The 23,992-nt window shown below is 61.2% G+C and carries 22 protein-coding genes and 2 pseudogenes; 8 read left to right on the top strand and 16 right to left on the bottom strand.

Annotated elements, in window-relative coordinates; translation table 11 throughout:
* Positions 1-89: 89 nt before the first annotated feature.
* Complete coding sequence (locus SJ05684_RS09580; protein ID WP_095694245.1) at positions 90-2,693, top strand: mechanosensitive ion channel family protein; 2,604 nt, start codon at positions 90-92, stop codon at positions 2,691-2,693.
* Positions 2,694-2,867: 174 nt separating this feature from the next.
* Here the strand turns inward: SJ05684_RS09580 and SJ05684_RS09575 are convergent, their stop codons facing one another.
* From SJ05684_RS09575 to SJ05684_RS09560, 4 genes and pseudogenes are all read right to left on the bottom strand, one after another.
* On the bottom strand, positions 2,868-3,287 hold the full coding sequence (locus tag SJ05684_RS09575) for a CBS domain-containing protein (RefSeq protein WP_034850755.1): 420 nt from the start codon (positions 3,285-3,287) through the stop codon (positions 2,868-2,870).
* Between the two features lie 97 nt (positions 3,288-3,384).
* A complete protein-coding gene (locus SJ05684_RS09570) occupies positions 3,385-4,044 on the bottom strand; it encodes a dihydrofolate reductase family protein (protein ID WP_034850739.1) in 660 nt (219 codons plus the stop codon).
* Positions 4,045-4,234: 190 nt separating this feature from the next.
* Positions 4,235-4,411, bottom strand: a pseudogene (locus SJ05684_RS30360) (DUF5939 domain-containing protein); the annotation flags it as partial.
* 32 nt (positions 4,412-4,443) lie between these two features.
* On the bottom strand, positions 4,444-5,247 hold the full coding sequence (locus tag SJ05684_RS09560) for an ion channel (RefSeq protein WP_034850737.1): 804 nt from the start codon (positions 5,245-5,247) through the stop codon (positions 4,444-4,446).
* Positions 5,248-5,456: 209 nt separating this feature from the next.
* Between SJ05684_RS09560 and SJ05684_RS09555 the strand changes: the two genes are divergently transcribed.
* Together SJ05684_RS09555 and SJ05684_RS09550 are read left to right on the top strand one after the other, a co-directional pair.
* A complete protein-coding gene (locus tag SJ05684_RS09555) occupies positions 5,457-6,290 on the top strand; it encodes a response regulator (protein ID WP_034850735.1) in 834 nt (277 codons plus the stop codon).
* 365 nt (positions 6,291-6,655) lie between these two features.
* Positions 6,656-7,951, top strand: a complete 1,296-nt coding sequence (locus SJ05684_RS09550; RefSeq protein WP_244426570.1) for a GGDEF domain-containing response regulator — start codon at positions 6,656-6,658, stop codon at positions 7,949-7,951.
* A 119-nt stretch (positions 7,952-8,070) separates the two neighbouring features.
* On the opposite strand, the gene SJ05684_RS09545 is transcribed toward SJ05684_RS09550, so the two are convergent.
* The 3 genes from SJ05684_RS09545 to SJ05684_RS09535 all read right to left on the bottom strand — a co-directional run bounded on the left by SJ05684_RS09545 (position 8,071) and on the right by SJ05684_RS09535 (position 10,538).
* On the bottom strand, positions 8,071-9,078 hold the full coding sequence (locus tag SJ05684_RS09545; protein WP_085938954.1) for a GlxA family transcriptional regulator: 1,008 nt from the start codon (positions 9,076-9,078) through the stop codon (positions 8,071-8,073).
* A gap of 805 nt (positions 9,079-9,883) precedes the next feature.
* The gene (locus SJ05684_RS09540; protein WP_034850729.1) at positions 9,884-10,078 is read right to left on the bottom strand and encodes a hypothetical protein; all 195 of its coding nucleotides are present in this window, start codon (positions 10,076-10,078) and stop codon (positions 9,884-9,886) included.
* Between the two features lie 67 nt (positions 10,079-10,145).
* Positions 10,146-10,538: a hypothetical protein gene (locus tag SJ05684_RS09535; RefSeq protein WP_050979889.1), complete on the bottom strand. Its 393-nt coding sequence runs from the start codon at positions 10,536-10,538 to the stop codon at positions 10,146-10,148.
* A gap of 133 nt (positions 10,539-10,671) precedes the next feature.
* Between SJ05684_RS09535 and SJ05684_RS09530 the strand changes: the two genes are divergently transcribed.
* From SJ05684_RS09530 to SJ05684_RS09520, 3 genes and pseudogenes are all read left to right on the top strand, one after another.
* Positions 10,672-11,562, top strand: coding sequence for a LysR substrate-binding domain-containing protein (locus SJ05684_RS09530; RefSeq protein WP_034850727.1), 891 nt, complete (start codon positions 10,672-10,674; stop codon positions 11,560-11,562).
* 54 nt (positions 11,563-11,616) lie between these two features.
* The gene (locus SJ05684_RS09525) at positions 11,617-11,928 is read left to right on the top strand and encodes an ArsR/SmtB family transcription factor (protein WP_034850725.1); all 312 of its coding nucleotides are present in this window, start codon (positions 11,617-11,619) and stop codon (positions 11,926-11,928) included.
* A gap of 60 nt (positions 11,929-11,988) precedes the next feature.
* Positions 11,989-12,452: pseudogene (locus SJ05684_RS09520) on the top strand (SRPBCC family protein).
* Positions 12,453-12,674: 222 nt separating this feature from the next.
* Here SJ05684_RS09520 and SJ05684_RS09515 read toward each other — a convergent pair.
* The 6 genes from SJ05684_RS09515 to SJ05684_RS09490 form a co-directional block, all read right to left on the bottom strand.
* Positions 12,675-14,723: an ASKHA domain-containing protein gene (locus tag SJ05684_RS09515; protein ID WP_034850723.1), complete on the bottom strand. Its 2,049-nt coding sequence runs from the start codon at positions 14,721-14,723 to the stop codon at positions 12,675-12,677.
* A 19-nt stretch (positions 14,724-14,742) separates the two neighbouring features.
* Entirely contained in the window at positions 14,743-15,081 is a 339-nt protein-coding gene (locus SJ05684_RS09510) for a hypothetical protein (protein ID WP_095694244.1), read from the bottom strand.
* A 1-nt stretch (position 15,082) separates the two neighbouring features.
* Positions 15,083-16,033, bottom strand: a complete 951-nt coding sequence (locus SJ05684_RS09505) for a methyltetrahydrofolate cobalamin methyltransferase (RefSeq protein ID WP_034850720.1) — start codon at positions 16,031-16,033, stop codon at positions 15,083-15,085.
* A gap of 140 nt (positions 16,034-16,173) precedes the next feature.
* A complete protein-coding gene (locus SJ05684_RS09500; RefSeq protein WP_034850718.1) occupies positions 16,174-17,265 on the bottom strand; it encodes a methylenetetrahydrofolate reductase in 1,092 nt (363 codons plus the stop codon).
* Positions 17,265-17,846, bottom strand: a complete 582-nt coding sequence (locus SJ05684_RS09495) for a methylenetetrahydrofolate reductase C-terminal domain-containing protein (RefSeq protein WP_034850716.1) — start codon at positions 17,844-17,846, stop codon at positions 17,265-17,267. Before SJ05684_RS09495 ends, SJ05684_RS09500 begins: the two co-directional genes overlap by 1 nt.
* The gene (locus tag SJ05684_RS09490; protein ID WP_034850714.1) at positions 17,839-18,141 is read right to left on the bottom strand and encodes a virulence factor; all 303 of its coding nucleotides are present in this window, start codon (positions 18,139-18,141) and stop codon (positions 17,839-17,841) included. The genes SJ05684_RS09495 and SJ05684_RS09490 overlap by 8 nt, the downstream gene beginning before the upstream one ends.
* Before the next feature lie 309 nt (positions 18,142-18,450).
* Between SJ05684_RS09490 and SJ05684_RS09485 the strand changes: the two genes are divergently transcribed.
* Positions 18,451-18,894, top strand: coding sequence for a BA14K family protein (locus SJ05684_RS09485; protein WP_034850712.1), 444 nt, complete (start codon positions 18,451-18,453; stop codon positions 18,892-18,894).
* On the opposite strand, the gene SJ05684_RS29585 is transcribed toward SJ05684_RS09485, so the two are convergent.
* The gene (locus tag SJ05684_RS29585) at positions 18,895-19,212 is read right to left on the bottom strand and encodes a hypothetical protein (protein WP_157211934.1); all 318 of its coding nucleotides are present in this window, start codon (positions 19,210-19,212) and stop codon (positions 18,895-18,897) included.
* 78 nt (positions 19,213-19,290) lie between these two features.
* Here SJ05684_RS29585 and SJ05684_RS09480 point away from each other — a divergent pair, with 78 nt between their 5' ends.
* On the top strand, positions 19,291-20,208 hold the full coding sequence (locus SJ05684_RS09480) for a LysR family transcriptional regulator (protein WP_244426569.1): 918 nt from the start codon (positions 19,291-19,293) through the stop codon (positions 20,206-20,208).
* A gap of 237 nt (positions 20,209-20,445) precedes the next feature.
* Here the strand turns inward: SJ05684_RS09480 and SJ05684_RS09475 are convergent, their stop codons facing one another.
* Both SJ05684_RS09475 and SJ05684_RS09470 read right to left on the bottom strand, forming a co-directional pair.
* The gene (locus tag SJ05684_RS09475) at positions 20,446-22,605 is read right to left on the bottom strand and encodes a xanthine dehydrogenase family protein molybdopterin-binding subunit (RefSeq protein ID WP_309546778.1); all 2,160 of its coding nucleotides are present in this window, start codon (positions 22,603-22,605) and stop codon (positions 20,446-20,448) included.
* 14 nt (positions 22,606-22,619) lie between these two features.
* Entirely contained in the window at positions 22,620-23,072 is a 453-nt protein-coding gene (locus tag SJ05684_RS09470) for a (2Fe-2S)-binding protein (RefSeq protein ID WP_034850708.1), read from the bottom strand.
* Positions 23,073-23,992: the final 920 nt, after the last annotated feature.

Below are 23,992 nucleotides of genomic sequence, written 5' to 3'. Positions count from 1 at the left end.
TTTTCGCCATGTTCCTTATGGAGATCGGACAAGGGCCGTGATCGCTTGGCGGCGCCATCGGCGAGAGACGGATTGCGAAGGATTTTGAATTGCGTTCGGCAGCACACTTGACCGCCCTTTTGTTTGCCCTGGTTGCGCTGGCGCTCGCGGGCGGCGCGCCGGCGACGGCACAGGAAGCGGCTCAGCCCTTAGAGCAGAGCGAGCCTCGTCAACAATCGCCCGCAACGGCGGTCGAGCCTGCACAGCCAGCGCAGCCGCCGAGGCAAGCCGGGGCGGACGCCGAAGCTGCCGCAACGCCGGCACTGCAGCAGGCGGAAACGCAACTGGCCAAAGCCGAGCGCGATCTGCAGCAGCTTGGGGAGCGCGTTGCAAATGCAAAGGACGACGAACGCCTTGCCGAACTGAAAGTAGAGGCTGACGCTCTTGCCAAGGACATCGTTTCGGCGTCTGCGGCCCTCCAACCACGACTCGACGAGATCAAGGCCCGCCTGGAAGAGCTCGGCGAACCGCCGGGCGAGGACCAGCCGGCGGAAGCGGCAATCGTGACGGAGGAGCGGCAGCGCCTGCTTGCCGAACGCGCGGCGATCAATGCGGTCGCGGCCCGGGCGGAAAGTCTTGCCGCCGAGGCGAGAAGGCTCGCCAACACGATTACCGCGACCCGGCGCGCGCTGTTCTCAAACACATTGCTGAGGCAAACGGACGTGTCGGCAGAGATGCTGAGCGAGGCGGTCGCGGCGACGGTGGCCGAAGCTGCCGCATTGTGGCGCAGCGTCAGCAGCTGGCTGACCTTTGCCTGGACCTACAAGCGCGTGCCCTTCCTCAGCGCGATATTCCTGTCGCTCTGTGCGGCGCTGCTCTTCCTGGCCGGAGGGTACCGGCTCTTCGCTCCCTTTCTCCAGCGATATGACGAGGAGCCCACCTATTTCCGGCAATTGTCGGTGGCATTCTGGTCGACACTGATCCCGACCGCGGCGCTGACGGCCTTCGCCGCTTCGAGCTATTTCTTCCTCGACAGCTTCAATGTGCTCCGGCCCGATATCGCGCCGATCATTGCCGTCACGCTCGGCATAGGCGTCGCGCTGTTCTTTGTGACGAGACTTGCCAACTCTGTCCTGTCGCCGACGCGCTCGGGCTGGCGGCTCGTGCGGCTCTCGGACCGCGGTGCAAAAGTGCTGATGGTGCCGATCTTCGTGATGGCGCTCGTCAATGGCCTGGACTACCTGCTCGGGAGCATCAGCGAAGCGCTTGGTTCGCCCGTGATATTGACGGTTGCCAAGAGCTTCCTCGCGTCGATCATCATCGGGCTCATCCTGATGTCGATGGCCTGGATACGGCCGGTGCTCAGGCGCGACGACCCTTTCGACGCCCCGGGTCGCCCGTGGCCGCGCATCATATCCGTATCGCTCCTGGCCATGGGAGCGGCGCTGATCGCCATCGCGCTTGCGGGCTATGTCGGGCTGGCGCGCTTCGTCGCCACACAGATCATCGTCACCGGTGCGATCCTGGTCATGATGTATATCGGGTTTCTCACCGGAAAATCGGTCGCCAAGCACGGCGCTTTTGCGGAGACGATTGTCGGTCGCTACCTCGAACGGCGGTTCAACCTCGAGCCGGTAGCGCTCGATCAGATTGGCCTTGCGGCGGGGCTCGGCATCTATGCGCTCGTTCTTCTGTCCTTCATCCCGCTTATCCTGCTCCAATGGGGCTTCCAGGTCGCCGACATCGAATCCTGGGCCTATCGCCTCCTTACCGAGATCCGGATCGGCACGATCACCATTTCGCTGGTGGGCATTCTCGCCGGGCTGCTGTTCTTTGCGTTCGGCTACGCGGTGACGCGGTGGATGCAGGCCTGGATCGACAGGAACGTGATGGCGCGGAGCCGCGTCGATGCCGGCGTGCGCAATTCGATCCGCACCGGTATCGGCTATATCGGCATCGGCGTCGCGGCCATCATTGCCGTTTCGGCGGCGGGCTTCGATCTCTCCAGCCTCGCCCTGGTCGCCGGTGCTCTCTCGCTTGGCGTTGGCTTCGGTCTGCAGAACGTCGTTTCGAATTTCGTCTCGGGCCTGATCCTGCTGGTCGAAAGACCTTTCAAGGTGGGCGACTGGATCGTCAGCGGCACGACGGAAGGCTTCGTGCGACGCATTTCCGTCCGCGCAACCGAAATAGAGACATTCCAGCAGCAATCGATCATCGTGCCGAATTCCGAACTCATCAACGCGTCTGTCGGCAACTGGACGCATCGCAATCGCGTCGGGCGGGCGGAGGTTGCGGTGGGTGTCAGCTATGACAGCGATCCCCGCCGCGTCATGCAGATTCTGCTCGAAATCGCCGAGCAGCACCCCATGGTCCTGAAAAATCCGGAGCCGGCGGTCGCCTTCATGAACTTCGGCGAGTTCTCACTGGATTTCGAGTTGCGGGTATATCTGGCCGATCTCCTGACCGGCGTGGACGTGCGCAACGACCTGCGCGTTGCGATCTTCGAGCGCTTCCGAGAGGAGGGAATCGAGATTCCGTTTCCCCAGCGCAACCTCAATATCCATATCGAAGGTGACGACGACAACCAAAAGGCGGCGCTGGAAAAGGCCCTCGAAGATGAAGGTTTTTCCAAGTCCCGCGCGAAACGCGTGATGACGAGGTTGCAGCCCGTCGATGAAGACGCACCGGAGCCTGACGCTCGGAAGAAGAGCTGAATTCGGCTAATCGATTCTTACAAACGAGGCCGGCGGCACTACGGCGCCGTGCGTCTTTCAGGACGCACAAAGGACGCTGTAAGTTTTTGATCCACACATCGAACTTTCCGAAAATCGGGTCCGATTTTCGGGCCGATGCGGTAGGGCACCGCCGGTCTATGCATCAGGCGCCGGTCAAGCGTGATGGCCGCTGACGGCCTTGGCCAGTTCGCCGGCCAGTTCCTGGCTGGTGCAATGGGAAACATCGCCCAGAGACAGCATGCCGACCATGCGCTTATCGTCGTTGATGACCGGAAGTCGGCGAATCTTCTTCGACTCCATCAGGTGAATGGCGTCTTCGACGGATTCGCTGGTGCGGCAGTAAACGATCTCCTTCGTCATGACGTCGCGGGCGGTGAGCGAAGAGACGTCATCGCCATTGGCAAAGGCGCGCAACGTAACGTCGCGGTCCGTTACCATGCCGATCAGGCGGTCATTTTCGCCGACGGGCAAGGCGCCGATATCCTCCTCTTTCATGATGCGCGCGATGGTACGCAAGTCCGTGTCCGGCCCGATCCAACGAACGCCGGGATGCATGGCTTCTTCGGTTCTCATCATACCCTCCATCTGTCAGCTGAAACCCATTATACGCGATAAATCGTGGCTAATCGTGGGTATTCGCATGATGGGAAGGGAAATCCGCCGGCTCTGTTCAGGTCAACCGCCGTCGCCGCTCCAGTTCCGCCTCCGTCGGCTGCTCGAACTCGAAGGAGCCGGTCACGACGTCACCAGCGCGGACGTATTTGTTGACCGTTACGCCTGATCCGGAAACCCGTGAGCCGACGAGGTTCAGCGCCATGGGTTTCGCACCCTCGCCGAAGAGTCTCTTGCCCCTTCCAAGGACGACAGGAAAGAACGAGACATACATCTCGTCGACGAGGTCGTTCTGGAAGAGCGTCTGCAGGAAATCGGTCGAACCCTGCGTCAACAAGTTCGGTCCCTCCTCGCTTCTGAGCGCTCTGAGGGTGCCGACCACGTCCGTGCCCAGGGTCTGGCTGTTCTGCCAGTCGAGCCGCCGGTTCGGGTCGCGCGTCGCGACGTATTTCGTGATGCGGTCGAACAGGGTGCCGATCGGATCGTTGGCGCCTGCATAGGGCCAGTGGGCCGCGAATATGTCGTAGGTTTTTCTGCCCAGAAGAAGATCGAAGGGTTCGGCGAACATCTCATCCACCGCCTGGCCCATCGCTTCATCGAAATAGGGAGCGGCCCAGCCGCCATATTCAAAGCCGCCGACTGGATCCTCATGCGGACCGCCCGGCGCCTGCATGATTCCGTCGAGGCTGGTGAATGCACCAACAATGATCTTTCTCATGGCCGTATCTCCTGGCTCGCCCTGTCGCTGCATCTAAGACGTCCGCCGGCGGGGAATGCCGACAGGGGAGAAACGATTTTAATTCCCGGTCGCATGTTGTGGACCGACGGCAGGGTCCGCACTTCCGTGTGGCTCTCGACCTGAATGCGGACCGGACCAGGTTACAGCTTCAGCGTCTCGGCCTGCAGGAGCCCGCGATCGTCTCTTCCTCGTCGAGCCCACCGGCCGCTGCAAAGGCGAGCGCGTTGACGCGGCAGAGCTTGCGGTCCGGCGCATCCCGAAAAAGCCGCTCGAACGCTTCCACGATTTGCGGCTTCACCGACTGGCGCAGAACATCGAATAGAGAGCTTCTCCCATGGTGGCATATTATATCGAAAGCGCGGTCAGTATTTTGATGGCTCAATCGCCTTCGTCCGGGATGTTAAGGAGCTGACCGCAGGCCTTGCAATGTACCGCATCGACCTCATGTCGCTGCAATCCGCATTTGGGGCAGGGAAAGTTCACCTTGTGGGGACGAACGATCACTTGAGCAAGTCTGAAGAAAAGCGATATGCCGACGATCATCGTCACGACGGATGTCAGCTTGCCGAGCACGCCGGGAAGCGTGATGTCGCCGAAGCCAGTGGTGGTAATCGTGGCCACCGTGAAATAAAGGGCGTCGACGAATCCCGCTCCGGCCTCACGTCCATAGAAGAAGGTCGTGTAGACGAACCCCGTCACCACGAACAGGAAGACGAGGAAATTCAGGCAGGCCCGGATAAGATCGTGCAAATGCGCCCACCCGAAGCGGCGCAGGATTTCGCAGAGCAGCGGACTATTCCCGACCGCCCAGATGCGCATGGCTCGCAGGAAGGCAAAATTGAACAGGACCTCCGGAAACAATAATGTCCCGAGGATGACCAGGTCGACCCACGTCATGGGCCTCTTGATGAAGTTCCGCAATGACGACGCGGCGACTGCGCGTGCGAGCAACTCCCCGCCAATCCAGGCCGCGATCGTGTAGTCTATGATCAGATAGGAGGGACCGGCCCGCAGGTAGGGCCCCAGGAGGAAGAAGGCCAGTATGCTGATATCGATGATAGCCAGCAGCGCCTGCCAGCGCAGTGCCCACGGATCGCGCCCGCGTTCAATGCGCCGGATGGCCACGGACAGCGCTCGCAGGTTTGATGAGGCGGACCATGGCCGATGATCAGTCGTGTGCATGACCCGGAGATAGGCTTCCGGGGATTGGGGTCAAGCGGCTGCCGAAGAAGCTCGAAGATCCCGGTGCGATTTGAGACCGCGCCTCAAGGTATCGCGTCGACCGCAGCGTGCTGCTATGCCCGGTTGTTTGCCCATCATCTCATTAACACCCCCTAAAGCCTTTTCCCCCTAGCATGTCGTCGGGGAACACTCTTTCTTGAAGGCGATCAATGTCATTCTTCGGCGTTTCCGGAATGTATTATTCCGGCGAATCTCTTGGCGAGCACCGGATCGTGCTGGCCGAGGACTCCAATCTTTTCTCGTCCATGGTCTCGAAACGGCTGAAGGAACTGTTCGATATCGACGTGATCGTCTGCCGCGATCTTGAGGATCTGCAGTTCGCCATCGAGAATGCATCCTTTCCGCCGACGCTTGCCATCTCCAATATCAACCTGCCCGGGGCGGAAAACGGCGAGGCGCTAAACTATCTGATCGAGATGAGCGTGCCGACGGTCGTCTTCACGGGCTCGTTCCAGGAGAGCACCCGCGAGGCGATCCTGGCAAAGGATATTGTCGATTACGTCATCAAGGACAGTGTCTTTGCGGTCGACATGCTGGCGGAATCGGTCTGCCGGTTCCTGACCAACCAGAAGCATCACGTGCTGATCGTCGACGATAGTCCGACAGCGCGTGCACTGCTCACCACGCAGCTGAAACGCTACAATTTCCGCACGAGCTCAGCGGAAAGCGGTGCGGCCGCGCTCGAGATACTGAGGAACCATTCGGATATCGCCCTCGTCATCACCGACTACAACATGCCGGACATCGACGGTTTCGAACTGACGCGTCGCATCCGCGCCGCCCGCGGACCGCACCAGCTGCGCATCATCGGCGTTTCCTCTTCCACCGACCGGCTGCTTTCCGCGCGCTTCCTCAAAGCCGGGGGCAACGATTTCGTCGTTCGCCCCTTCGTCAATGAGGAGTTCTATTGCCGCGTCAATCAGAACCTCGACACGTTAGCGAAGATCAGGACACTGAACGAGAAGGTGAAGGTTCCCGCCTGAACCTCATTGTGACGTCGTGCTGCTTGCGAAAAGTTGTGGCTGTTGGTTGATCTGTTAACGGAATTGCAACCGGAGCATTCTTCAATCGCCGCGGACAGAATTGGGAATACCCGGTCCCGCACCTCCTGTCGAAGCACGGCTTCAGCAAGGGGCGCGAACCGGGCGCAATTGCATATCCGGCGCCTGCTGTGATTTTTGGGAGTGCCGCGGGCCCTCCTCTCCGTTGCGACGGGAAGCAGGTGGCCGGCAGCCGGATGAACGGCAAAAATTTGTGAAAGGCGATGCGCCGCGCTCGCGCGTCGCCAAAAGGGGGTGGGGGTGCAGGAATCGTGAGATTGCGCCGCGCGTCGAGACGGGCGAATTATGTGCAGAAGCACCGCGACAAGCGACTGCTGCTCATCGAGGATTCGCGCATGTTCGCCACCGCCCTGAAATACGGGCTGGAACTGACGCACGGCATCAACATCACCCATTGTGCCTCGCTAGACGCTGCCCGGGCGGAAATGGCCGCCGCCGTGGAGTCGCCATTCTCGCTCTCCGTCCTCGACCTCAACCTGCCGGATGCGCCGAATTGCGAGGCGCTGGACTTCGTTCTCGAAAACCGTGTGCCTGCCATCGTCTTTACGGCGGCCTTCAATGACGGCACGCGTGACGAGATCCTGGCAAGGGGCGTCGTCGATTGCATCATCAAGAACGAGCCGGGATCCATCGACCGCCTGCTCATGGCTGTCGACAGGGCATTGACGAACGGCCGGATCACCGTGCTGGTCGTGGATTCAAACAGGGAGACGCGTTCTGAAGTGGCGGGCATCCTGCGCAGAGAGCGGCTGTCGGTGATCGAGGCGTCCGAGGCAGGGGAGGCGCTGCAAATTCTGGATCAAGGCGAATCGATCGATGTCATTGTCGCCGATGCGGAGAGTGCCGACAGTGCGCCTCCGGTCTTGCTCGAAGAGGTCCGCAAGCGCCAGGAGGAGGACGCCGTGCCGGTGATCGGCCTCTGCGAGCACGGTGATGCGCGCTCAGCGGCGCGCTACATCGAGGCAGGTGGGGCAGACTTCATCCGCAAACCCTTCCTCGAGGCGGAGTTCTGTGGGCGTGTGCGTCACGCTGCGACGCTGCAGCAGCGCATCCAGGGGCTAAGGCGCGCCGCTGCAAGCGACTATCTGACCGAGATATTCAACCGCCGTCATTTCTTCCTCACCGGCCCGCGCCTCGTCGATCAATGTCTGAGGCGGGGCGAGGGAACGTCGATCGCCGTGCTCGACATCGACCACTTCAAGCGCCTCAACGACACTTATGGCCACGAGATCGGCGATGTCGTGCTGAAGCATGTCGCGCGGCGGATGAAGGCGCTGGTCGGCGAGGAGCATCTGCTTGCCCGCCTCGGCGGCGAGGAATTCGGCATCCTCTTCGACGGGCTGGATGTCCGCCAAGCATTCGCCTTCTGCGAGAGGGTTAGGGTGGAATTGGCGAAGTCCAAGATCGTCGTCGATGACGATGACCTGACGATCACGGTCTCCATCGGGTTGGCAACTGTAGAGGCGCCCGAATCCTTCGAGAACTACCTGCACGCTGCCGACCAGTTCCTCTACATGGCAAAGCACGCCGGGAGGAACCGCGTGATGTCGGAACTGACGCTGCTCGACGCGCTGGCCTCGTGATTAACGGCAGGCAGTCTCCGCCTTGCGCCGCGCGTCTTTTCAGACGTGCAAAGGTCGCTGTAGTGTAACTCTTTGAACCTGCGCATCCAGCTTTGCGAAATCGTTACGAAGCCGATGCGCTAGCGCGCGGCCATCTGCAGCGTCAGCTTGCGCTCGGCGCGCTCCTGCTGCGGCGAGCGGTTGTAGAGTTCGCGATAGCACTTGGAGAAATGCGAGGCCGAGACGAAGCCGCAAGCGACCGCCACTTCGACGACCGGCATCGACGACTGGATCAAGAGGTGACGGGCGCGGTCGAGGCGGATTTCAAGATAGTAGCGGGCGGGAGAGCGTCCCATCTCCTGGCGGAACAGCCGCTCGATCTGGCGCCGAGAGAGGTCGGCGCTTTCGGCAATCTCGACCAGCGAGAGCGGTTCGGCGAGGTTGGCCTCCATGAGTTCGATGATCGAGAGAACCTTGGCGTTCTGTACGCCGAGTCGCGCGCGCAGCGGGAGCCGCTGGCGATCGTGCGGGCCGCGGACACGGTCCGTCAGCGCCTGCTCGCAGACGCGGTTGACTAGGCTCTCGCCAAAATCCTGGTCGATCAGGTTCAGCATCATATCGAGCGAGGCGGTGCCGCCGGCGCAGGTGTAAATATTGCCGTCGATCTCGTAGAGATCGGCAAAAACATTCGCCTGGGGGAAGCTTTCCGAGAAGCCGGGCAGGTTCTCCCAATGGATGGCGCAGCGCTTGCCCGTGAGCAGGCCGGCAGAAGCCAGCACGTGTGCGCCGGTACAGAGGCTCCCGACGGCGATGCCGCGATTGTAGACCTCGCGAAGCCAGGCATTGACGGACTTGTTCTGGAAATCTTCGACAAAGACGCCGGAACAGACCAGCACCATCGAGGGGCGGCTCTCGCCACCGAGCGCCTTGCGCTCTTCGGCCAGCGACGAGTTGACTTCAAGGGCGATGCCGGCGGATGAAAGGACCTTCTGGCCATCTGTCGAGGCCAGGCGCCAGCTGTAGGCGTCGTAGCCCAGCATGCGATTGGCAATGCGCAGCGTCTCTATCGCCGCTGAAAAGGGCAGCATGGAGAAATTCGGCACCAGGAAGAAAACGAGCGAACGCTTTTTGATCAGGGGCTTGTTCATGAGATTTCCCATGCTAGAGGCGGTGCCTATTCGTCGCTTTTAATATAACAGTCAGCTTGTCGATTTACGACGTCTGCGAGGATAGCCGCGACGGGAAAATTTTTCGCAAAGCGGCATCGCAGTGATGAAGCTGCGCGTGCGGAATGCGGCAGATGTATGGAATGCGACGCAGCGCCCGCCGCAATGACGCAATACGGCGATCGTTGTTGAAGATTGCAAGAAGTACGACGGTTGTGATTCGGTTGCAGGCTTTGCTGATTGCGCCCCTGGGGCGCGGTATCGGAGATGTCGATATCTGAACAAGCGGCACGACGCGCCATCGCGAGCCGCTCAGTGGCAGTCAGGCGCCACTGCGCCAAGGAGTGGCTGCATTCCGTGCCGCGCAAAGGCCGCTGCAGCACTGCGCTGCGTGTCTTGGATCGGGTTCTATTCAGGGAATCGCGGGAGGCTTCAGCGGTGAATCGTCTCGCCTCGTCGGCGATGCGGCTGCAGGCGACCTGCAGCGCCGCGCGTCCTTCAGACGCGCAAAGGTCGCTGTAGTGCTATGAGTTGCCGCATGTGTTCGGCTTAGGAGACATGCAGTCGAGCGGCGATATCGATCGGGGCCAACCGCCGCCAGATGAGGTAGCCGCGTGACAAGCGAGCCTGTCGCCGCAAGCCGCCTCGGCGAAGGCAAGGAAGTATGCCGCGCCTGATTTGCAGGGTGCCCTGCCTAAGCAAGAATGGCATCCCACTTGGTGGAATGCCATTCAGTGGCTCGCTAAGCGGTCAATGCCGGGAGGATGGCATTTGGCGTCGCTGTTCATCATTCCGTCTTATGTACCATGTCGTCGACGGCGGGGAAGCCGATATCCTTCAACGTATCGTAGGAGAGGTTTTCCAATACGCGCTCGTTGCGATGCCGCTTCCAGGCGGCCCAGGCGCGTGCGCGCAAGTTGAAGAGAGCGGGGAGCGCCGAAAGGCTCTGGCTCGATGACGATGAATGCTGGTTCGTAGACACTGCTGGTATCCTTCTGAGCTTCTCAAAAGGTCGCGACCATAATGGCTGTATGGCGCAACCCTATTGATCAATCAAGCGAATATGTTTGATGTTTTCCATCAAACAATGTGATTGGTCCTTGCTCGACGACAACGGTTTTAGCCGACGGCATGACCATCTTCTGTTCCGCAGGGAACAGGTCGTTTCGGACCCATGCCGGCAGTCTCGCCAATTGCCGGCGGGTTTTCACCCGCACCCTGTCGATCTTGGCGGCGCGCCTCTCGGCGACGACGCGTTCGATCATGACCTGCACCCGAGACAGCATGGACAGCAGGAAATCGCCGTTCGCGTCCTCGCCGGGGTGCGGCGCGGCATCTTCGGGGCGAGAGGGCCTGCCCGCCAGCATACGCTCGGAGGGAACGCCATTTTTCTGCCGAGTGGACGTCGCGGCGTCGTCGATTGAAAGCGTCAGAGCGGCCATTCCTTTCTCCTTCCTTTGCTTTGCCAGCGGGCGCTTCCGCCTGCCTTGCGACTTGACTATCGCTCCGAGGTAATGTTCAATCAAACGAAATGTAATAAAGCTATCAATCAGATTTTCTGAATGAGGATGTGCCATGAACGTGATGCTGCGTCACGCGCTGCCACTGCTTGAGATGGATGTGCTCAAGACCTTTGTCGCCATAGCCGAGACGGGCAATTTCACCACGGCTGCGGAAGCCGTCTATCGCACACCGTCGGCAGTTTCGATGCAGATCAAGAAGCTCGAAGAAACTCTAGGCTCTACGCTGTTCCTGCGCGATGCGCGGTCGGTGTCGCTGACGCCGAAGGGTGAACTCCTGCTCGGCTTCGCCCGGCGATTGCTCTCGCTCAACAATGAGACTGTGTCGCGCTTCCTGATGCCCGACATGAACGGCGTGGTTCGGGTCGGCGCCCCGGAGGACGTGGGTGAGCGGATCCTGCCGGACGTGCTGAAGCGCTTTGCCGAGAGCTACCCGAATGTGACGGTCGACGTTTCGATCGGCATGAGCAATGCCATGCGGAAACGGGTCGACGAACATCGGATGGATCTCGCCATATACAACAGTCTTCCGGACGACGCGGCCAAGGACGGCGAAATCCTGATGCAGGAAAGGCTGGTTTGGGCTGGCGCCAAGTGCGGTAACGCGCATCTGCGCGATCCGCTGCCGGTCTCGATGTGGGAGGACGGTTGCGTGTGGCGTGCCGATGCCGTCGAGAAGCTTTCGCAGGCCGGGCGCAACTTCCGCGTTGCATTCCTGAGCGCTTACACGACCGGACAGAGGGCGGCCGTGCTTGCCGGCCTCGCAATTGCGCCGCTGCCGCGCTACCTGGTCCAAGGCGAGATGGTCCCGCTCGGCGAGCATGACGGACTGCCGGATCTCGGGCACTACAATATCGGCATGAAGGTGATCGAGGATGCGCCGGCACCGGTGCTGGCGGTCGCCGAGCATGTACGCGCCGCGTTTGCGGAACTGCAGATGCAATAGGCTGGGTCTTCGAGAAATAGATTGACATCCATAAGTCGTGCCTTATCATAAGTAATGACTTATGAAGATGCGATATTTGCTGCACTCGCCGACCCGACGCGGCGCGCGATTTTCGAGCGCCTCGCGCAGAAGCGGCAATCCGTCGCGGAACTGGCTCGGGCCATGCCCGTGTCGCAACCCGCGATCTCGCAGCATTTGAAGGTCCTGAGAGAGGCGCGGCTCGTGCGTGACGAGCCCATGGGGACGCGACGGATCTACTCGATAGATCCGGGTGGGCTCGGGCCGCTCAGGCAATGGCTTGATCGCTTCTGGGGCGACCAACTCGCGGCCTTCAAGGCAGCTGTCGAGCAACGGGAGGACAGATAACGGCATCGTAGCCGCGCATGCTTCAACAGCAGGTTAGTCGCAGGAGGAGGTATCAAGCACATGATCGAGCCGGCAGTCCGCAAATCCGTTACCGTCCACGCATCGCTGGAAAAGGCCTTCGACATTTTCGTCAGCGGCATGGGCAGCTGGTGGATCAAGGACCACAGTGTCTCGAAATCCGGCCAGCGGACGGTAGTCGTCGAGGCAATTGCCGGCGGCCGCTGGTACGAAATCGGCAATGGCGGCGAGGAATGCGATTGGGGCCGCGTGATCGATTGCGACCGACTCACCGCATCCTCTTTGCCTGGCAGCTCAATGCCGATTTCACCTTCGATCCGCAATTCCAGACGGAAGTGGAGGTGCTCTTCGAGGCAAGGGGCGAGAACGAGACAATCGTCACCCTCGAGCACCGCAATCTTGAGAACTATGGCGCGAGGGCCGCCGATCTGCGCGGCGTCCTTGATTCCGATCAGGGTTGGGAGGGGTTGCTCGCATCCTATGCCGCTATAGCGCCGCGCGTCTGATCAGACGCGCAAAGATCACTGTAGCACTTTGAATTGCTGTATGTCCTGAGTCCGAGATCGATCCAGGGCGACATGCAGTAGCGCATCGGCCCGAAGAGACCCGAATTTCGGAAAGCATGACAGGTAGAACGTTCTGCAGCGTCCTTTGTGCGTCCTGGAGGAGGCACAGCGCTGTAAGGTGCGAGAGACCCGACGGGGTGGCGCCGGGGGCGCCGTGACTGTCTACTCCCGGCTCCTGCGCCTCCTGCGTCCTCCTGCGGCCTCATCGTTGGCCAGCGCCTTCCGCGCGGGCAGGGTAACGGCCTCGGCGAGTTTCGGGAAGGCGTCCGCCTTGTTGGGCATGGCCATGGCGTTGACGAAGTGCTCCTGAAATTTCGATTCAAGAGCCGTCTCGATCTTCTCGATTTTCCTCACTGTTTCTTCGATCTCGCGGCGATGGCCGCGGTTCAGCAGGCACATGCGCGCGCCGGTGCCGGCGGCATTGCCGACGGCTTTCACCTTGTCGAGATCGCAGTCCGGAATGAGGCCGAGGACCATCGCATATTTCGGATCGATGAAGGTGCCGAAGGCGCCGGCGAGTCCGATGCGGTCGACGTGGTCTATTCCCTGCTTGTCCATCAGCAGCTTGACGCCGGCATAGAGCGCTGCCTTGGCGAGTTGGATGGCGCGGACGTCGCCCTGAGTCACCATGATCTTCTGCTCGCCGTCACGGAGTAGATAGGAGTAGGTGCGGCCGCTCTGAACGATGCGCGGCGAGCGGGCCGCGAGTGAGCCGTCCACGACGCCGTCTTCCGAAATGATGCCGGCAAGGAACATCTCCGCGATCACCTCGATGATGCCCGAGCCGCAGATGCCGGTGACACCGATTGTCGCCGCCGCCTCGGCAAAGCCCGGCTCGTCGGACCAGGGCTCGATACCGATCACGCGGAAACGCGGCTCAAGCGTGACGGGGTCGATGCGCACACGCTCGATGGCGCCCGCTGCCGCGCGCTGCCCACAGGAAATTTCCGCGCCTTCGAAAGCCGGTCCCGTCGGCGACGAGGCGGCGACCGTGCGTATCCAATTGCCGAGCACGATTTCCGCATTGGTGCCGATGTCGACGAGCAGCATCATCTCGTCCTGGCGATGCGGTCCCTCGGTCAGCGTTGCTCCGGCCGCGTCGGCGCCAACGTGTCCGGCAATGCAGGGCAGCACGTAGACGCGCGTGCCGCGGTTCATCGAGAGGCCGAGATCGTGCGCGGCGGCCCGTACCGCACCGGAAACCGCAAGCGCGAAGGGCGCGCCGCCGAGCTCCGTCGGGTCGATGCCGAGGAAGAGGTGGTGCATGATCGGGTTGCCGACGAAGACCGCTTCAAGAACATCCTCGCGCGAAACGCCGCCCTGAGAGCAGACCCGTTCAGTAAGTCCGTTCAGCGCATCGCGCACGGCTTTGGTCATCGCTGCGCGACCGTCCGGGTTCATCATCACGTAGGAAACGCGGCTCATCAGATCCTCGCCGAAGCGGATCTGCGGGTTGGATGTGCCGGCAGAGGCGACGGTACGGCCTGACAGAAGCGACGACAGATGCATGGCGATCGTCGTCGAGCCGATGTCGCAGGCGATTCCGTAGGCCTCGTTCTTCAGCCCCGGATAGAGCGCAATCATGCGCGGGCGTTCACGCTCCTCGTCCCGATGGATGGCCGCCGTCACCTTCCACTCGCCCTTGCGCAGGATCGCCTGTACCTGCGGCAGGATATGAAAGTCGACGTCCAGTTCGGTGAAGCCCCAATCGGTGGCAAGTGCCGCCATCAGCCGGTCGAGATCGCCGAGCGGCTTGTGCATGTCCGGTTCCTCGACCTCGACATAACACATCTGGATCGCCGCATTGCGTTCGATGACGCGCTCGTCGGAATCCTTGCGAACAACCTGGGCGTTGACGGCAACGTCCTGCGGCACGTCAATGACGAGATCGCCCTGCACCGTGGCGGAGCAGGAGAGGCGCCGGCCTTCCTTGAGCTCGCGCTTGTCGGCATAGCGCGTTTCCTTCGGGCCGAATTCGGAAATGTGGCCGTTGGAGGAGGTGATGCCGTGCTTGGCGAACTGGCCTTCCTGGACTTCCACTTGGCAGCGCCCGCAAATTCCCCGTCCGCCGCAGACGCTCTCGACATAGACGCCAAGTGAGCGCGCCGCATCGAGGATCGGTGTGCCGACCGGGAACCGGCCGCGCTTTCCCGAGGGCATGAAGAGCACCAGCGGATCAGTCTTGTTGTCCTTCGGTGGCACGTTCAGCATCTTTCTTCTCGCCTGCTGACTACTTCACAAGTCTGCGGGCATTCGCCCGCACACGCTTGGCGTAGGGGCGAAGTGCTGCCGCAGCCACACGATTGTGGCCGGCCGCCGCCGCCCTCTTGCCGGAGGCAATCGCAGCGGCTGCGTTCATGCCTTCCTTCATCAGGGCCACGTTGGCGGCAACGGCGCATTCGGCTGCGGCTGCCATCTTCTCCGTCACCATCCGGCTTGCCTCGGCGTAGTCCGCCGCCGAGCCGGTCATGGCGGCCATGGCCATTGCCTGCGTGCGGGTAGCGATCACTAACGGCGCCTGAAACCAGAGCGCCGTAAGATCGCGAGCAAGGGAACGGTGTTTGGCCATGTTACCTCGCGCCGGCGCGTGCCGCGCGTCCGCCGCGGCGTCCGCCGGAACCCGCCGGTGCCGCAGCCGTTACCGCATGGCCGCCCTCGGCCGGCTTGTGGTCGCGATAGGTCATGATCCAATGACTGCAGTTCGGATCGGTGCCGTTCAGAACGTTGGCAGCGCGTACCGCTTCCATTTCCTGCGGCCGGCAGGGATTCATGATGGCGGAGGTCATGCCGGCGCCGATCACCATCGGAATGAAGCCGGCATTGATGCCGTGGCGATGCGGCAGGCCGAAGGAGATGTTGGAAAGGCCGCAGGTGGTGTTGACCTTGAGCTCTTCGCGAAGGCGGCGCAGGAGCGCGAAAACCTGCTGGCCGGCCGTGCCCATGGCGCCGATCGGCATCACGAGCGGATCGACCACGATGTCGTGCGGCTTGATGCCGTAGTCGGCGGCGCGCTCGACTATCTTTTTGGCAACGGCGAAGCGGACGTCCGGATCCTCGGAAATGCCGGTCTCGTCATTGGAGATCGCCACCACCGGCACGTCGTACTTCTTGCAGAGCGGCAGGATCGCCTCGAGCTTGTCTTCCTCGCCGGTGACCGAGTTGACGAGCGGGCGACCCTTGGCGACTCTGAGGCCGGCCTCGATCGCTGCAGTCACGGAGCTGTCGATCGACAGCGGCACGTCGACCAGACCCTGGACGATTTCGAGCGTCTTGACGAGCAGCGGCGGCTCGGTCTCGTTCGGGTTGACGGCGGTCACACCGGCGTTGACGTCGAGCATCGTGGCTCCTGCGGCAACCTGCTCCAAGGCGTCCTTGATGACGGTCTCGAAGTTGCCCTCGATCATTTCGGCCGCGAGCTTCTTGCGGCCGGTCGGGTTGATGCGCTCTCCGATGACGCAGAACGGCTGGTCGAAGCCGATGATGATCTCGCGGGTAGCAGATGCAACGATGGTGCGGGTCATGGAAGGTCCTCTGGTCCTGTGGCGTGGCCTATCTAATAGGCCGGTTCTCGGTTTGTAAGACGCCGGATGGGCCGATGCGCCTGTTTTCTGTCGTGTCATAGCAAAGGCGCGATCCTTGTCGCGCCTTTGCCGCGTCTTCGTCAATGCGGATGGTGCGCCGCGGCTTCCGCCATCTGCTGCTGATTTTCCTCGATGCCTTCGCGAATATGCTCGAGCCGCTCGGCAACCAGCGCATCGGTCGGGGCGGCCTCGCGATGCCAGGGTCTGCGACCCTTAAGCACGCCGGATTCATGAACGATCTCCGCGACATATTCTTCCTGGCGGTAGGCCATGACGTGGACGCCCGAAACGCCATCGATCTCCTTCACCTCGTTGATGATATCGACGCAGAGCTGCTTGCCTTCCTTCTTCTGATCCTGAGCTCCCTCCAGCCGCTTGATGACGCTGTCGGGGATGTGGATGCCCGGCACGTTGGAGCGGATCCAGCGGGCCGTCTTGGCGGAGGCCATGGGGCCGACGCCGACCAGGATAAAGCACTTCTCGTGCAGGCCGAGATCGCGCACCTTCTTCATGTATTCGCGGAACATCGGCACGTCGAAGCAATACTGGCTCTGCACGAACTGGGCGCCGGCTTCGATCTTCTTCGCAAGCCGGTAGGGCCGGAAGTCGTAAGGCGGGGCGAAGGGGTTGATCGCCGCGCCGAGAAAGACCTGCGGCGGCGTCGTGAGCTTGCGGCCGGACAGGAACTTCGAATTGTCGCGCATAGTCCGGACGGTTTGGAGCAGCGACATGCAGTCAAGGTCGAAGACCGGCTTCGCTCCCGGCTGATCGCCTGCCTGGACGCCGTCGCCGGTGAGGCACATGATGTTCTGCACACCCATGGCCGAGGCGCCGAGGACATCGCCCTGGATAGCGATGCGATTCTTGTCGCGACAGGCGATCTGCATGATCGGCGCGTAGCCCATGCGTGTCAGCAATGCGCAAATGCCGACGGACGACATGTGGCAATTGGCTCCCGAGGCATCGACCGCATTGATGCCGTCCACCCAGCCGTCGAAGATCGCGGCGCGCTCGTACACGTCCTCGGGGTTCGCGCTGTCCGGCGGGTTGAGTTCGGCCGTGACCGCAAACTCGCCGCGGCGAAGTACGCGCTCCAACCGGCCTCTTGAGGAATGGCCGGGCAGGGGGTCGAGGGGTGCCGCGGGATCGCGCGGGTTGATGTCCGGACTCATCACTGGCCTTCCTTCTTCATTTCTTCACGGCGAGCGGCGGCTTCTGCCGTCACTCGCAGCCAGGAGGAGGTTTCTCGTAGAGATTGGTTGACTGGCTGCTGCACGTTCAAGATGGCGTCGCCTTTGACCATATTTCGAGAGCCCTTCCAAGCCTGTACCCAGACGCACGGCATGTCCGGCTCGACCTCGCAATGGCCGTTGGCGCGAACGCCGCCGCATGGGCCATTCCTGAGCTGCTTCGGACAGTTCATCGGGCAGGACATGCCTGTCGAAGACAGCGCACACTGACCGCACATCCGACAGTCGAACAGAAAACCCTTGACGTGGCGCTCGACGAACGTCACCGGCCGCTCGACCCGCGAGTAGCCGATGGCGCTCCACAGCGGATGCAGCATGAGGAACACGTCGGCGAAACGGTTATAAAACCACTCGAGGAAGCGCGAGTGGCGTACCGCCCAGAGCCGGACGGTGTACTTGTGGCGCGCGCGGCGGCTCGGCGAGACACTGCTCGGCGTGTAGGCTCCCGTCGCCGCCTTTTTGGCGGGCTGGGCATTGCCGGTGACGACCTTGGGATCAGGCATTTTCGCGCCCTCCAGTCTTGACGAGGGTGACGAGCCGCTCCTTGTCATAGGCGGCCTCCAACTCGGCCGCCGCCTTCTCTGCTTCGGCATCGAGGTCATCCGAAACCGGAACAGGATCGGACTTGCGCCACTCCGCGAGATAGTCGTCGGTTTCCGCCGCGCCGGTGCGCATGGCGCACATGTCGATCGCCTCGGTGAAGCGCAGCGAAAGTTCGCGTTTGGCGCTCTTGCGGCCCTGCTTGATGATGACCTGGGCGGGGATATCGCGCCAGTAGACAATAATGCGGTCTGCCATCGGATTCTTGATCTCCTCTAAAGCGGACAATGCGCATGTCCGGTGGGTCGTGGCTCACCTTGGCACGACGTCGGATATGTCCAAAAACGACGCTCCACGCTGGCCCTTTGAAGGAGATACGGCGGGGCCGTCCGCTGCCTCCTCAGGCAGAGGCGCGGGGTTCCGTATTCGAGGCTGACGTGGGCGGGATGGTTAAGCGGCGCGTCGGAACTCTGTATGTGTATTTTAGAATATAGCGATAACTGTGTTCATGGCGGGTTCAGATTGGAGGGGCCACTATTCAGTCGTTCGAAGAAAACAGGTGTTGAGATGAAGAAGATCGGAGTCCTCCTTCTCGCCGCAGCGACGGCCTTTACCGGCTACGTGCCAGCGCAGGCCATGCCGACTGCGTCGGTTACCGTGTCTCAGTCAAGTGATATTGACCTGGTACGGCACCGCCGCTGGCGCGACCGCGAACGTCACTATGGCTGGCGTAACGGTTATCGCGGCTACCGCCATCGGCGCCACGGCTATCGCAGACATAGTGACGGCTGGTGGTATCCATTGGCGGCCTTCGGGGCGGGCATGGTCATCGGCGGGGCCATAGCGGCGCCCCCGCCGCCGCGTTATTCCGCACCGCGTTACAGGGAGCCGGGCTTGCCGGCACGCCACGCCAGCTGGTGCTACAACCGCTACCGCTCCTACCGCGCCTGGGACAATTCCTTCCAGCCTTACAACGGCCCGCGGCAGCCGTGCTATTCGCCTTACAACTAATTACATTTCATCCCGTTCGCCGACCGGCGAGCGGGTTTTCGGCAGATTCTTGGTGCTCGGGCTTCGGCGAGTGCAAGTGGCGCACTGTCCGACGGCTGCACTGGAGCCCAATGAGAAGACCTGACGCTTAATGCCCGCGGTGGAGCACTGGTTCGACATAGGCGTCATCCGCGTGAACGCGGCCAAAGTATCAGCGATTTCTAACCAGAAGCGGACTGGTGTTTGCAGCATGAGCAAACAACCGTGTTGCCGGCGACCGAACAAATTCTGGTCCCACAGGTGCTCCGATAGCTGCGAGCGCCGCTGGACATTGTTCAAGTTTGCATCCTAATCGGACAGCATTCGATAGAGCGGGTTGGCTTTGCTCGCGAGAATGCCCGTAGGATCATTAGAGGGATGAACATGGCCCGCGAGAAAGCATTCGATGGTTTGTCCGAGTTTTTGGCCGTTGCAAAGCGGCTGAGCGTTCGAAAAGCTGCGCTCGACCTTGAAGTGACGCCGGGTGCGATCAGCCAGGCGCTCCAGAAGCTTGAGCGCCGTCTGGGAGCCCCGCTCTTCTACCGCACGACGCGGCGCATATCATTGACGGAGACAGGGGAGACCCTGCTTGCGAAAATTGCCCCTGCAGCCCAACTGATCGAGACAAGCTTGGGGGAGACGCTCCGGTCTTCCAACGAACCGTCCGGCACGTTGAAGCTCATCGTCGAGCGCCTTGCGTTGCCCCATGTCATAGAGCCGATACTACCGGCATTTCGCGAAGCTTGGCCGGACGTGAAGGTCGATATAACCGTAAGCAACACGCATGGTGACTTCATTGCCGAGGGTTACGACGCCGGCATCCTCATCGGCTCATATATCGCCAAGGAGATGATCGCGGTGAGGCTTTCGCCACCCTTCAAGTGGGCGGTGTTCGGCTCACCTGACTACTTCAGGGAAAATGGACGCCCTCGGGTGCCGGGTGATCTTACCAAACATCAATGTGTCCGGTTTCGTCGGCCGGAGAAAGGCGACATCTACCGGTGGGAATTCCTCGAGGACGGACAAAATGTCCGCATAGAGCCGAACGGCCCGCTGACAGTGAATGACGGGGAGCTCATGCGGAAAGTTGCATCGCAAGGCTTGGGCCTAATCTATTCATCGACCTTCCACGCATCAAGAGAGCTTGCAACCGGCCAGCTTGAACCCGTCCTGCTCGACTATTCACCAGGCAGCGATGGGCTGTTTCTGTACTTTACCAAGACAAAGCAAAACCAGCCAAAGCTGCGTGCGTTGATTGATACTTGTTCCCTACTAAGGCGCTCATCAAGCACCTGAATCTTACACGATGTGAGTGTTCGGGGAGGTAAGCTCGCCAAACTCACCGCTCCAGCACGCCCCCTGCAGCAATAGTAGCTTCGGGGGTGTCAACATCGATATGAGCGACTTCGCCGACATCACCCTCCGCGTTTTCGCTGACCTTCACACTCAGCATGTTTATGGCGATGCCTGCCTCAGGGCGCCGCAAGCGTTTTGAGGAAGGCGACAATGTCCGCCCCGTCGTCAGGCCTCGCCCTAGGTCTTCTTCAGCTCTTCGCTATTGACGGGCAGTGTTCGTACACGCCGCCCTGTTGCCGAAAAGATCGCGTTGGCGACGGCCGGAAAGACCGCCGACGTCGCTGTTTCACCTATTCCTCCTGGTGGCTCGGCGCTCGGGACAATATGCGTTTCAACATGGGGCGCCTCTTCGATACGAAGCGGCAGGTAATTGTCGAAGTTGCTCTGCTCCACGCGGCCGTCCTTGAGAGTAATCGCGCCATAAAGAGCCGCCGTCAGGCCGTATAACGCGCCGCCTTCCATCTGGGCGGCAACGGTATCGGGATTCACTATCAGTCCGCAGTCCACAGCGGTGACGATACGAGTAATCCTGACAGCGCCGTCACCCTCGACAGTGGCGTCGGCAATCATTGCGAGATAGGTGCCGAATGCGAACTGCACTGCGACACCGCGGCCCTGCCGGGCGGCCAGCGGCTTGCCCCATTCGGCCTTTTCGGCAGCCAGCTCCAACACCTTCAAGGCACGAGGATTATCCGTCAGCAATCGCTTGCGGTATTCGATTGGATCGGCGTTCGCGGCAGCGGCCAGTTCATCGATGAAGCTTTCGACCACAAAGACGTTGTGGGCAGGCCCCACACCGCGCCACCAACTGGTGAGCACGCCCTGTGGTTCGACCTGCTTGAACTCGACCTGGATCGCCGGGAACTTGTATGGCGGATGGGCCGCCCCCTCCACACCATCGGGATCCACGCCGTTTGCCATTGCGGCTGGTGCAATGCGGGAGAAAATCGACGAACCGGAGACGCGGTGGATCCAGGCGACGGGATTTCCTTGCTCATCGATTCCGCCAGACATTCGATCGTAGTAGTAGGGCCGATAATATCCGTGCTGAATATCTTCCTCGCGGCTCCAGATAACCTTGACCGGGCCGTTGACGTGCATCGCAACCTTTACAGCGTGGATGATGCCGTCGACTTCGAGACGGCGGCCAAACCCGCCTCCGACAATGTGATTGTTGATGATGATCTTCTCCGGCTCCAGGCCGGTAATCGTAGCAGCAGCAGTTTTCGCTGCAGAAAGGTTCTGAGTCCCCACCCAAAGCTCGCAAGCATCCTCGCGCACGTGCACCGTGCAATTCATCGGTTCCATTGCGGCATGGGATAGAAACGGCAGTTGGTAAACGGCGTCAATTGGCTGTGAGGCGCTCGCCAGCGCCCTCTCCACATCTCCTTCGCTGCGTGCAATGGCGCCGGGCTTGCGTGATTCCGACTCCAGATGCTGCACGATATCGGCACTTGAGACCTGTGCATTAGGGCCGTCGTCCCACTCAACGGCCGCCGCCTTCAGCCCCTTCTTGGCCGCCCCGGTATGATCCGCCACGACCGCCACGGCGCTGTCCGTCAGCACGACCTGGCGGACCCCCTTGATCGCGAGTGCGGTCTGCTCGTTGACCGACTTCGGCTTCCCGCCAAGAACGGGCGAGATGGCAATCGCTGCGATCTTGGTGCCGACAGGAAAGGCGTCGATGCCATACTTGAGCGACCCGTCGACCTTTCCCGGCGTATCCAACCGCTTTGCGGCCGTCCCCAGAAGTTTGAAATTCTCCGGAGATTTAAGCTTTACCGTTTCCGATGAAGGTGCAGGAAGCGAGGCAGCAATATCCACCAACTCACCATAGGCCCGTCGCTTTCCACTATCATCGATAACGAAGCCAGCTTCGGCCCGACAAGCTGCCGGGTCTACATTCCAGGCCTTGGCCGCGGCCTGAATGAGCAGCGTGCGAGCCGTCGCACCGGCCTCGCGCAAGGGCGTCCAGAACGCACGTATCGATGCGGAGCCGCCCGTCATCTGACGACTGAACATCGGATGGGAGTACAGCTCTTCATTAACAGGAGCATGTTCCAGCCTTACATCATCAAGGGCAACTTCCAGCTCTTCGGCGAGCAGCATTGCTTGGGCGGTATAGATGCCCTGGCCCATTTCCACTTGCGGCATGACCAGCGTGACAAGGCCATTCCGGCCGATGCGAATAAAGGCATTGGGAGCGAAATCCGCAGAGGCTGAGGCAGAGAAGTTCGGGCCAAGGGCCAAGTTTATGACGAGACCGCCACCCGTCGCCGCGCTCGCCTTCAGGAAAAGGCGGCGGTTCAAATGTGGACCGGGAGCACTGTTTGACATCATCTTGCCTCCCGTTACGCGCTTACACGCTTGATGGCGGCGCGGATGCGCTGATACGTCCCGCAGCGACAGATGTTGCCTGACATTGCGTCGTTTATGTCGTCGTCCGTCGGTCTTGGGATTTCGTGGAGTAGTGCTGCGGCAGACATCAGCTGTCCCGACTGACAGTAACCGCATTGAGGGACTTCAAGCTCGACCCAGGCATCCTGCAGCGCCTTCCCAGGCGCAACGGTATGCAAAGCTTCGATCGTCGTGATCTGGCTTCCTTCGACGCTTTCTATGGCAGTCACGCAAGAACGAGTGGCGACGCCATCGACGTGGACGGTGCAAGCGCCACAAAGAGCTTGTCCGCACCCGAACTTCGTCCCTGTCATGCCGAGCACATCGCGTAGGACCCAGAGGAGCGGGGTGTCGCCGTCTACATCCACTGTGTAAGAGCGGCCGTTAACTTGGACCGAAATTGCCATGCGTGTGCTCCAGCTTCGATTCCTGATCGGCGGAAGATTGCGAATTTATTGGCAGAGATAAATGTGCCAACGCTGCACTGGATGTATAGCTGCGCTGAACAATTCCCGGGGGAATCCGCCGATACCCAAAGCTACCCAATGGAAAGCGCCGCCTCGGCTCGGCGCACACCTGTTGCGGTCATTGGTGCCGGGCGCGACGTATGGCTCGAATGAGCCCTGATCGGAAGTTCGTTCGACGAGCGCGAATTCACACTTAGAGCCCATTGCGGACCTAAGCGCGCTCGCAAAAAATACCGATAATGAGTAGAAGAGTGCCGAAGGAGCCGACGCAGCCGAACATCGGGGAGCTTCTGCAGCTCGACGTTCCCGCAGGGGAGATTGCCAGACGTCGGGCGTTGTGGAAACAGCCCGAGCCTCGCTACCGACGCGGGGTACTGGCCAAGTACGCGGCTTTGGCCCGCCCGGCGAACGAAGGAGCGGTCACGGGCTGATGTCGACTTGGGCGGGCCGCCGTCGCATGCTGGACCGGCTGGCGACCGCTCCCCAGCCCGTGCGGCGAAAACCGTTTCGGCTGGGCGCCACAAGAGAGTGCTCCGAGCCCGGAGCCGACGTCCACCGCCATGCTCGATCATCACCATGCGTACGTTCTTGCGCGGCTGGGAGCCTGGCGACGGCTGGGCGGGATCGCCGGCGCTGGCAGCGCTTGGACGACCTCCGTTAAACGGCGCTCGACCTCGCGCAAGGACGGTCACGCCGCCGGTTTTTAGTATCGGCCGAATATTGCTGCGGATGCACATATATTTTCATGTCAAATCGGGCGGCTTCCATGATCTCTCCGGCTTTCGCGTGGACGATCAGCATGTCGCGCTCGGCGTGCTGAGAGATGCCGCCTGATCGGACCTGATGCAGATCTTCACCGG

The sequence above is a fragment of the Sinorhizobium sojae CCBAU 05684 genome (assembly GCF_002288525.1).
GTDB lineage: Bacteria > Pseudomonadota > Alphaproteobacteria > Rhizobiales > Rhizobiaceae > Sinorhizobium > Sinorhizobium sojae.
This window is presented reverse-complemented; position numbering and strand designations above follow the sequence as displayed.

Bases quoted from the DNA above. Each gene is read 5' to 3' on its own strand.
- SJ05684_RS09575 (WP_034850755.1), bottom strand. From the start codon at position 3,287: ATGAGAACCGAAGAAGCCATGCATCCCGGCGTTCGTTGGATCGGGCCG.
- SJ05684_RS09570 (WP_034850739.1), bottom strand. From the start codon at position 4,044: ATGAGAAAGATCATTGTTGGTGCATTCACCAGCCTCGACGGAATCATG.
- SJ05684_RS09560 (WP_034850737.1), bottom strand. From the start codon at position 5,247: ATGCACACGACTGATCATCGGCCATGGTCCGCCTCATCAAACCTGCGA.
- SJ05684_RS09555 (WP_034850735.1), top strand. From the start codon at position 5,457: ATGTCATTCTTCGGCGTTTCCGGAATGTATTATTCCGGCGAATCTCTT.
- SJ05684_RS09545 (WP_085938954.1), bottom strand. From the start codon at position 9,078: ATGAACAAGCCCCTGATCAAAAAGCGTTCGCTCGTTTTCTTCCTGGTG.
- SJ05684_RS09535 (WP_050979889.1), bottom strand. From the start codon at position 10,538: ATGGCCGCTCTGACGCTTTCAATCGACGACGCCGCGACGTCCACTCGG.
- SJ05684_RS09530 (WP_034850727.1), top strand. From the start codon at position 10,672: ATGAACGTGATGCTGCGTCACGCGCTGCCACTGCTTGAGATGGATGTG.
- SJ05684_RS09525 (WP_034850725.1), top strand. From the start codon at position 11,617: ATGACTTATGAAGATGCGATATTTGCTGCACTCGCCGACCCGACGCGG.
- SJ05684_RS09515 (WP_034850723.1), bottom strand. From the start codon at position 14,723: ATGCTGAACGTGCCACCGAAGGACAACAAGACTGATCCGCTGGTGCTC.
- SJ05684_RS09510 (WP_095694244.1), bottom strand. From the start codon at position 15,081: ATGGCCAAACACCGTTCCCTTGCTCGCGATCTTACGGCGCTCTGGTTT.
- SJ05684_RS09505 (WP_034850720.1), bottom strand. From the start codon at position 16,033: ATGACCCGCACCATCGTTGCATCTGCTACCCGCGAGATCATCATCGGC.
- SJ05684_RS09500 (WP_034850718.1), bottom strand. From the start codon at position 17,265: ATGAGTCCGGACATCAACCCGCGCGATCCCGCGGCACCCCTCGACCCC.
- SJ05684_RS09495 (WP_034850716.1), bottom strand. From the start codon at position 17,846: ATGCCTGATCCCAAGGTCGTCACCGGCAATGCCCAGCCCGCCAAAAAG.
- SJ05684_RS09490 (WP_034850714.1), bottom strand. From the start codon at position 18,141: ATGGCAGACCGCATTATTGTCTACTGGCGCGATATCCCCGCCCAGGTC.
- SJ05684_RS09485 (WP_034850712.1), top strand. From the start codon at position 18,451: ATGAAGAAGATCGGAGTCCTCCTTCTCGCCGCAGCGACGGCCTTTACC.
- SJ05684_RS09480 (WP_244426569.1), top strand. From the start codon at position 19,291: ATGAACATGGCCCGCGAGAAAGCATTCGATGGTTTGTCCGAGTTTTTG.
- SJ05684_RS09475 (WP_309546778.1), bottom strand. From the start codon at position 22,605: ATGTCAAACAGTGCTCCCGGTCCACATTTGAACCGCCGCCTTTTCCTG.
- SJ05684_RS09470 (WP_034850708.1), bottom strand. From the start codon at position 23,072: ATGGCAATTTCGGTCCAAGTTAACGGCCGCTCTTACACAGTGGATGTA.